General features: G+C 47.8%; 9 protein-coding genes. 7 read left to right on the plus strand and 2 right to left on the minus strand.

Features of this window, described 5'->3' with window-relative positions; all coding sequences use genetic code 11:
- Positions 1 to 101: 101 nt before the first annotated feature.
- Positions 102 to 461 carry a DUF6124 family protein gene (locus tag CQ009_RS24180; RefSeq protein ID WP_105708936.1) on the minus strand — a complete coding sequence of 120 codons (360 nt, stop codon included), beginning with the start codon at positions 459 to 461 and terminating at the stop codon, positions 102 to 104.
- A 682-nt stretch (positions 462 to 1,143) separates the two neighbouring features.
- Here CQ009_RS24180 and CQ009_RS24185 point away from each other — a divergent pair.
- From CQ009_RS24185 to CQ009_RS24200, 6 genes are read left to right on the plus strand one after another with little or no spacing between them, the layout of a single operon-like run.
- Positions 1,144 to 1,641 carry a PAAR domain-containing protein gene (locus CQ009_RS24185; RefSeq protein WP_105708937.1) on the plus strand — a complete coding sequence of 166 codons (498 nt, stop codon included), beginning with the start codon at positions 1,144 to 1,146 and terminating at the stop codon, positions 1,639 to 1,641.
- Between the two features lie 2 nt (positions 1,642 to 1,643).
- Positions 1,644 to 1,781 carry a hypothetical protein gene (locus tag CQ009_RS30000; RefSeq protein WP_158260954.1) on the plus strand — a complete coding sequence of 46 codons (138 nt, stop codon included), beginning with the start codon at positions 1,644 to 1,646 and terminating at the stop codon, positions 1,779 to 1,781.
- Positions 1,774 to 2,397, plus strand: coding sequence for a paar repeat-containing protein (locus CQ009_RS24190; protein ID WP_105708938.1), 624 nt, complete (start codon positions 1,774 to 1,776; stop codon positions 2,395 to 2,397). Before CQ009_RS30000 ends, CQ009_RS24190 begins: the two co-directional genes overlap by 8 nt.
- Positions 2,394 to 2,735 carry a hypothetical protein gene (locus tag CQ009_RS24195; protein WP_256585489.1) on the plus strand — a complete coding sequence of 114 codons (342 nt, stop codon included), beginning with the start codon at positions 2,394 to 2,396 and terminating at the stop codon, positions 2,733 to 2,735. Before CQ009_RS24190 ends, CQ009_RS24195 begins: the two co-directional genes overlap by 4 nt.
- Positions 2,732 to 2,989 (plus strand): hypothetical protein, encoded by a 258-nt coding sequence (locus tag CQ009_RS29875; protein WP_146117569.1) that lies wholly within the window; start codon positions 2,732 to 2,734, stop codon positions 2,987 to 2,989. Before CQ009_RS24195 ends, CQ009_RS29875 begins: the two co-directional genes overlap by 4 nt.
- Complete coding sequence (locus CQ009_RS24200) at positions 2,986 to 3,375, plus strand: hypothetical protein (protein ID WP_105708940.1); 390 nt, start codon at positions 2,986 to 2,988, stop codon at positions 3,373 to 3,375. The genes CQ009_RS29875 and CQ009_RS24200 overlap by 4 nt, the downstream gene beginning before the upstream one ends.
- A gap of 157 nt (positions 3,376 to 3,532) precedes the next feature.
- Here CQ009_RS24200 and CQ009_RS24205 read toward each other — a convergent pair whose 3' ends face one another.
- Entirely contained in the window at positions 3,533 to 3,892 is a 360-nt protein-coding gene (locus tag CQ009_RS24205; RefSeq protein ID WP_105708941.1) for a DUF6124 family protein, read from the minus strand.
- Between the two features lie 778 nt (positions 3,893 to 4,670).
- Between CQ009_RS24205 and CQ009_RS24210 the strand changes: the two genes are divergently transcribed.
- A complete protein-coding gene (locus CQ009_RS24210; protein WP_105708942.1) occupies positions 4,671 to 7,736 on the plus strand; it encodes a metallophosphoesterase in 3,066 nt (1,021 codons plus the stop codon).
- Positions 7,737 to 7,925: the final 189 nt, after the last annotated feature.

Raw genomic sequence — 7,925 nt, forward strand, 5'->3', positions numbered from 1 at the left:
GCACTCCCACCTTGGAACATGCTCAAAGGTGGGAGCGAGCCTGCTCGCGAAGGCGCCAGAACGGACACCCGATCAATCACCAGGTGATCCCGACACCCGCATCACCCCGGCAATTGCAGATTATCCAACGCCCGATTCACCGCCAACTCCCCGAGCATGATCAACTGCGCAATCCCCGCCAGCGCATGCCGCTGCGACGCCGGCAACAGGCTGGAGACGTTCTGGGCGATGGTTTTGGCCGAAGCGAGTGTTGCACTGGCATCGACCAGCAGTTCTTCGGTTTTGTTATCCGCTGTCACAGCGTACATCCCACGGTTTTTACGTGGCGGCGGCGTGGAGCCGGGCGGACAGAGGTAATGGTCGAGCGCGCGGTCGGCGGCTTCGTGGAGTTTTCTGGAATCGATGGATTCGTAGGGGGAAACCGAGGCGGTTTCGGGCGGGTTGGGTGTTGGTTTGATCATGGTGAAGCTCCTATTAGTGTGGAGCCGCCATAACTGTCGCTAAACAGAAAGGTGGCGGCTGTACGCAGGTTAGCGAACCGGTTATAGGCACCCGGCAGACCCGAGGGTCTCCCGCATACAGCCACCATAGCGGAGTCGCAGACATCGAGTCTGCGACAAAGCATGGAACGCTGATGCACCTATTACAAAAAGTCGAGTCGCTAAACCCGGTCGCTGATTCATCAGCGACCGCACCACAATAGAACCCGCACCCTAGGCGCACAAGCCGGCGGATTCTGGCGTAGCTGTAGGCAAAGGCGCAAGGATATGTAGCCTGAGAGAGTGTCTGGAGATGTCTTTTTAAAAGTTGGTGTTTATCGAGCCTCATCGCATCCCGATTTTCTAAAATCGATCCTGTCACGTGTTGCCAGAGATCACCCGAGCTTGCCCCCAGCGTTGCGACCACACCCAACAGTCAACCAATAATTTGTAAGTAAATATTGAGCACGCCGCCTGCCTGGGGCATGCTGCGCGCAGCACATTTACATGGACAGTAAAACTTTATGCGCCCCTCCAAGGACATGCCCTTTTCTTCGCGCGTACACGCTGGACACCCCCGCATTATTTTGGCGGCCGATACCCCTCGCCCCATATCGACTCCATTCCGGTCAAGGAAAACTGAAACTTTGAAAAGGAACATTTCATGAGTGGCAAACCTGCTGCGCGAGTGACAGATCCAACCAATTGCCCGCTCCCGGGGCATGGCACAAACCCTATTGTCAGCGGCTCGCCCAATGTGAATTTCGACGGCCTTGCCGCCGCTCGAATGACCGACAAATCCGCCTGCGGTAGCCCAATTACGGGCGCCGTCAGCGCTACGGTTTTCATCAATGGGCTGAACGCTGCGACTAAAGACAGTACCGGTGGCCACGGCAACGTGGTTATCGGCGGATCCGGAACGGTCATTATTGGCGACACCGTCGTATCAGCTCCTTTCAGCGGTCTGACGCCGATGCCAGTGCACTTCAGCGACAAGTTCAGGCTTATTGACGACGAGTCAGGGGAGCCGCTAGCTAATCTTGATTACGCCATCCAGCGAGCTGACGGCAGCATTGAGCACGGTGTCAGCGATTCAATGGGGTATACGCACGTAATTAGCTCGCACCTCGCCGAAACGATCCAACTGTTTTTGGAGGATTGAAAATGGATGTAGATAAAACTCAAGAAAGCTACCGTGTACAAGGCTCCATGGCCAAAAATATAAACTTCTTTATTTCCACTCTCCAAAACCGCCGCCAGCCGAGCGTCAAAGAAAATAACGGAAGTTTTCTTCATGGCTGAAGTCATTAGCAAAAACGGCCGAAAAATGTCATCTGTAGCTACCAGAACGGTGACGCCTGTCAAAGACTCCAGCCCTAAAGCTGTATCCGTAGACGCAAAGCAACAAAAGAGGCGTGCCGAGAATGCGGAGTTCCTAAAGAATAAGAATGTGAAGGCCTTTCTGGATACGTTGGCAAAAGTCGAGGGTGGCGATTATCACGCGAAATTCGGATATGGTTGGGCAGCTGGCTGGAAATCCGGGAAGTGGACATTCAGTGATGAGTCTACTCACCCAGGACCAGGTCATGGTGGTTCAACTACAGCTTCTGGAAGGTACCAAATCACGAAAGCCACCTGGTCGGAACTCTCCATCAAAGCAATGGGGCTATCTGACTTCAGCCCCGGAACGCAGGACTTGATTGCCGTTGAACTCCTCCGCAACGTGAGTGCTATCGAACCGCTGATCGGTGGCGACTTAAAAACTGCAGTTGGAAAAGCATCAAAAAAATGGGAAGCGTTGCCTATGGGGCCGGGCTTGGCAAATCGACCAATCAATGGAAAGCCGTCCGGCCAACCTTATACTGAGTACGACGAAGTAGAAAAAATATTTAAAGGCTTTGGCGGTACTGTTAAATGAAACTAAAAATATTAGCCATCAGCCTTTTATGTTGCGTCAGTTTATTTTCTAGCGCAGCAGACATTCCTATCAAAGAGGGAATGCCATTTTCGAAAGCCCGAAAAGCGTTGATCAAAAATGGCTGGAAGCCGAATCCGTCCTACTCAGGTGACTTCGGGGTTGAAAACGTCCTACAAAGACAAGGTTTCAATGAAATCGAGTCTTGCACGGAGGGCGTCCGTTTCTGCAGCTTCAACTACATCAAGAACGGAGCTTGTTTAGGTGTAGGAACTGTCGGCGAAGAAGTCAAAGACATGAAAGTTTATTCCTGGAACTTCAAATGTCCTGAAAAGGATTGAAACCAGAAATCGAAAACAAAGTGATAACAAAGTGGACTGATTTATTTTATGGAAATAAATCAGTCCCTTTTTTGCTAGGCGTGATTGACAAGATCAAGGCCGGTGACATTCCGGGCGCGATGCCTAAAGCAGCAACAAGGTGGGCGGCACTTCCCGAAGGGCCCGGCAAAAAGAATCACTATCCCCCGCAACATTACGTCGAGTATCCAGAGTTTTTGTCGAGCTACAAATCGGCTGGAGGAACAACCAAATGAAGGCTTCAACCCTCGTACTTGTCGCACTTTATTGCACGGGTATCAGCGCAACGTTTGCCGATGCCTCACAGGCGCCAAACGACCGGCGAGGACCAGCAGACATCGTCGTCGGTGAGCGTTTGGCTGCGGCCAAATCCAAGCTAGTCAAACAAGGCTGGAAGCCGACGCGGATGCATACCAGCGACGGCTATGAGTACAGCGGCGTGGAGAAGGAGCTGGCTACACGCAGTTTCTTCGAACTGGATACCTGCTCGTTTGATAGCTCGCGTTGCATCTTGTACTACGCGAAGAAAGGAACTTGCCTACGCGTCGATACCATCGGTGAGCGATTCAATGACATGACGGTGACGCGATGGACCCGCGAATGTCCTGAAGCGCCTCACTAACCACACGAAAACGGCACGGTAATAATCAACTGCTCCCACAGGTTTCAGCGTCGTACGCAACATCTGCAATCAGCATAAAACCCTGTGGGAGCGAGCTTGCTCGCGAAAGCGCCAGAATGAACACCCGATCAATCACCAGGTGATCCCGACACCCGCATCACCCCGGCAACTGCAAATTATCCAACGCCCGATTCACCGCCAACTCCCCGAGCATGATCAACTGCGCAATCCCCGCCAGCGCCTGGCGCTGCGATGCCGGCAACAGGCTGGAGACGTTCTGGGCGATGGTTTTGGCCGAAGCAAGTGTTGCACTGGCATCGACCAGCAGTTCTTCGGTTTTGTTGTCCGCCGTCACGGCGTACATCCCACGTTTTTTGCGTGGCGGCGGCGTGGAACCGGGTGGACAGAGGTAATGATCGAGCGCGCGGTCGGCGGCTTCGTGGAGTTTTTTGGAATCGATGGATTCGTAGGGGGAAACCGAGGCGGTTTCGGGCGGGTTGGGTGTTGGTTTGATCATGGTGAAGCTCCATATTTATACCTGGTGGAACCACCAACACCTGTCGCTAAACAAGTAAGGGTGGCAGCTGTACGCGGGTTAGCGAACCGAGAGGTATAAGACCCGGCAGACCCGAAGGTCTCCCACGCACAGCCACCATATCGTCGTCGCAAACGTCTGCGACAAGCTGGAGCGTCGTTGTATTTATACCTGGTCAGGTCGCTAAACCCGGTCGCTGGGTTACCAGCGACACGTAGACGATAAAGACCAGGTACAAAGTGCACAAGCCGGCGGATTCTGGCGTAGCTGTAGGCAAAGGCGCAAGGGTGTGTAGCCTGGGAGAGTGTTTGGAGATGTCTTTTTAAACATTGGCGTTTATCGAGGCTTCATTCCGTCACGCTCCACAAAATAGATCCGTCCCCCTTTATCCCCGCAATGCCCTTGGCCCCATCCAATGACTCCACGGCCCCCCCCCAACAACCATCGTCTTAAACGGCCGGATTTAGCGATGATTGCTTTTCGAATGCGCGATCATTCCCGTCAGCAGCTATCGGTCAGACGCAAACGTCCCTGAAATTGCCAACAAGGTAATGCTATCTAGGGGCACATCGGCAAGCCGTTGCTTCTGCCATTGATCGAATACACACCGCGTACAATTGCATAATGCTAGAAACCGTGATATCAAAATACTGGCAATGAGTTCTATCAAAATCAATAATAGTTCTATACATAGCGGGCAAAAGGATGAGAACTCCTTTGGCGCTAAGTATAAAACAGCAAGGATGAACTGGGGTATGCAATGAAGTTAGGCATCTTACATATAAGTGACATCCATATAAAAAACTCGACTGACAAAGTTCTAGAGATTGGGTCCTCAATAGCAAAAGCATGTTACGCGATAGCGCATCAAAGCGACGCCTTCGCAATAATTGTCACTGGCGATATCGCATTCAGTTGCAAGAAAGAAGAATACGCTTTAGCCGAAGTTTTTTTTGGGACAATCAAAAGAGAAATTGAATCTGAAACTGGTCGAAACATCGATGTATTTTTAGCCCCCGGCAATCATGACTGCATGCTTAAACCTGAAAACGAAGGCCGGACAATTATAATTGAACAAATTATTAAGAACCCTTCAAAAGCGAACAGTGAAAACTTGGTAAACGATTGCACCTCCGTACAGAGCGAGTTCTTTAACTTCCAAGAAAAAATATCAACTTTAGCTCCTCTGTATTCGGATAGGCTTTGGAAAGAGTATGAATTAAATATAAAAAACTCTGTCGTTCGGATTTCTTCATTGAATGCTGCATGGATGTCAAGGCTTCCAGAGCCTCAGGGGCAGTTAGTCTTTCCAATTGAAAATTACTATGACCTTCTCGAGTCTCCGTCTGATTTAAGACTGTCTTTAATACATCACCCTCTGAATTGGTATTGCCAAGCAAGTTACCACCCATTAAAGAAAGCGCTGAGAACGCACTCAAATGCGATTCTGTCAGGTCATGAGCACTCATCTGCATCTGAAGAAGTCATAGATGGATCAATTGGTAATGTATTGATTTTTGAAGGCGCCGCCCTACAACCCCACGGCAACGACTTTGACTCAAGGTTCAGTTGCTTATTATTTGATGCAGATGAAAAAATTGTTATAGAGAAAAGGTTCAAAGCCAGCAAAACATGCCCAGTTGAACTTGAAGAATTACAGCACGCCCTAAAGGTATCAGGCGGTTGCGTAAGACAAGTGAATAAAATTTCCGCTAGCTTTATAGATTTTTTATCTGATGCCGGAGGTAATTTTACCCATGAAGGCAAGCAAAGAATAGTTGCGGAGGATGTGTTCCTTTATCCGGAACTGGAAGACACCAACGCGGAGCAGGATAAAAAATATATATTTGCCGACAAAGTAATCAACGGTTGGCAGGATCTAGGAAGGACGCTTATTTTAGGCGACGATGAGTCTGGAAAGACATTTTTATTAAAAAGAGCTTTCTTCGACATTCACTCACAAGGCGGCTTACCGATATTTATAAAAGCTACGGAGCTTAGCTCGGTAGGCACAAGAGAACTTGACCGAAAAATATCACAACTTGCAGAAATACAGTACGAAAAGAACGAAGAATTCATTTACGCAGAGAGAATAAATAAAATTGCTTTAGTCGATGATTTAGATCGACTGAGCGGCGGCTCAAAAAATCAAGCAAAGTTAATAGCATATCTTAGCGAGTCATTTGGAACAATAATAGTTACTGCCAGTTCAAGATATCAGTTAAATGAGTATATTGACCCCTCTGCAGCCGAGGCGCTTTCAGACTTTGAAACTTTAAAAATACGTCCTTTCGGGCATTTGATGCGCCATAGCCTTATAAAAAAATGGTGCATGCTCGGAGGCTCGAACACTAAATCAGAACTAGATGCAAAAGTACACAATGTCGAACGAACACTAGGAGTAATACTAGGAAAAAACCTTGTTCCATCAAAGCCTATATACTTACTTATATTATTGCAAAGCTGCGCACAGGACCAACAATCAGAGCTTCAAAACAGCAGCTTCTCCCAATACTATGAATTCCTTATAGTCAAGAGTCTCAAGGAGGCCGACTTTAGACTCGATCATCTAAATGAAATGTTCAATTACTTATCAAATCTTGCTTGGTTTTTCAAAAGCAGGGATGTGACAGAGCTTAATATAGAAGCCCTGCGAGAATTTAACGGAAAATTTTGCGAGGAATATGCAACAGTCGACTTCGGCACGAGACTGGCACTATTGAAGCAAGCAAAGATCTTGAAGCAGGACGGTGACCTTTATAGCTTTAGCTATTCTTACGTTTACTTTTTGTTTGTTGGAAAATATCTGGCAGCAAACCTCCACAAAGACAGCATTAAAGTTTTGGTCAGTGGTTACTGCAAAGAACTATATCGCAAAGAGAATGCTAATTGTGTAATGTTTCTAACCCATCACGGGAATAACCCTTGGGTAATAGAACAGATATCAGAAGTTCTCAATGGGTGTTTTTCCGACCAAACGCCAATTGAGCTTAATGGAGATATCGCATCTATCAGCGCACTCGTGAACACTACCGCGCAGATAGTCATCAATGAAATCAATGACCAAGACATTGAAAGAAACCAACAGAACTCTCGCCGTGCAGCTGATCTGTCTGATACCCAAGAGATACCAGAGCCTCCAAAATCGAACTCTCTTTCTCCCGGGGATGCTGACGCAATACTCAGCTTTAGCTCCAACATAAACCTGATGATTAAAACATCAGAAATCCTGGGTCACATTACAAAAAATTACTATGGATCCTTGGAGCGATCTCGAAAGGCGAGTTACTTGGAGCAAATTTTTAATGGCTCACTGCGTAGCCTGAAAGCTATTTTTGAGGAGATTTTTGAGCAGCCCGATGCGTTTGTTGCTGAGTTAGAGAGAATGCTAAACGACCGAAAGCCTGACCTTACCGCTAACGAAGCGAAAGAGACTGCAAAAGGACTGGCGTTTCAGGTGCTTGGCATGATCTGCACAGGTTTTATAGCTAGAGTAGGGCAAGTGGTAAGTTCTGAAAAGATCCGCGAAGATATAAACTCGCTTGTAACTACGAACCACAACAATGCTTATCGCCTGATCGGTATAGCTTCATGCCTCGTACATCCAGGACATATCCCATTCGAAGCAATCGAAAAGCTAGCGAAAGATACCGCCTCTAATAATTTCGCCTTTACTATATTGCAGAGTTTAGTTTTCTATCACTTACATATGTTCCACACAACTGACAAGGACAAACAGCGCTTAGCCGCCTCTGTCAATATTGGAATGAATCAATCTAGAGCAATTGATATTGCCACCAACAAGGCAAAACTGCTTAGGAAATAGAAATCTACAAGGAGCCTTTATGTAAACCTCAGCAATTAAGTTAACATTGACCGGGTCCATGACCCGGCTTTAATTCAACTAAAATATTTTACATACGAGAATAGACCGGAGTTCAATAGATAAAAAACTTACTTCAACCTCAAATCACGGCCTCACCAACCTAGGCAACACCACCCCCTCCCCCAACCT

The sequence above is a fragment of the Pseudomonas sp. MYb2 genome (assembly GCF_002979955.1).
In the GTDB taxonomy this organism is placed as follows: Bacteria; Pseudomonadota; Gammaproteobacteria; order Pseudomonadales; family Pseudomonadaceae; genus Aquipseudomonas.

Excerpts from the sequence above, each read along its gene's own strand:
- CQ009_RS24200 (WP_105708940.1), top strand. The coding sequence starts at position 2,986 with ATGAAGGCTTCAACCCTCGTACTTGTCGCACTTTATTGCACGGGTATC.
- CQ009_RS24185 (WP_105708937.1), top strand. The coding sequence starts at position 1,144 with ATGAGTGGCAAACCTGCTGCGCGAGTGACAGATCCAACCAATTGCCCG.
- CQ009_RS30000 (WP_158260954.1), top strand. The coding sequence starts at position 1,644 with ATGGATGTAGATAAAACTCAAGAAAGCTACCGTGTACAAGGCTCCATG.
- CQ009_RS24205 (WP_105708941.1), bottom strand. The coding sequence starts at position 3,892 with ATGATCAAACCAACACCCAACCCGCCCGAAACCGCCTCGGTTTCCCCC.
- CQ009_RS24195 (WP_256585489.1), top strand. The coding sequence starts at position 2,394 with ATGAAACTAAAAATATTAGCCATCAGCCTTTTATGTTGCGTCAGTTTA.
- CQ009_RS24180 (WP_105708936.1), bottom strand. The coding sequence starts at position 461 with ATGATCAAACCAACACCCAACCCGCCCGAAACCGCCTCGGTTTCCCCC.
- CQ009_RS24190 (WP_105708938.1), top strand. The coding sequence starts at position 1,774 with ATGGCTGAAGTCATTAGCAAAAACGGCCGAAAAATGTCATCTGTAGCT.
- CQ009_RS24210 (WP_105708942.1), top strand. The coding sequence starts at position 4,671 with ATGAAGTTAGGCATCTTACATATAAGTGACATCCATATAAAAAACTCG.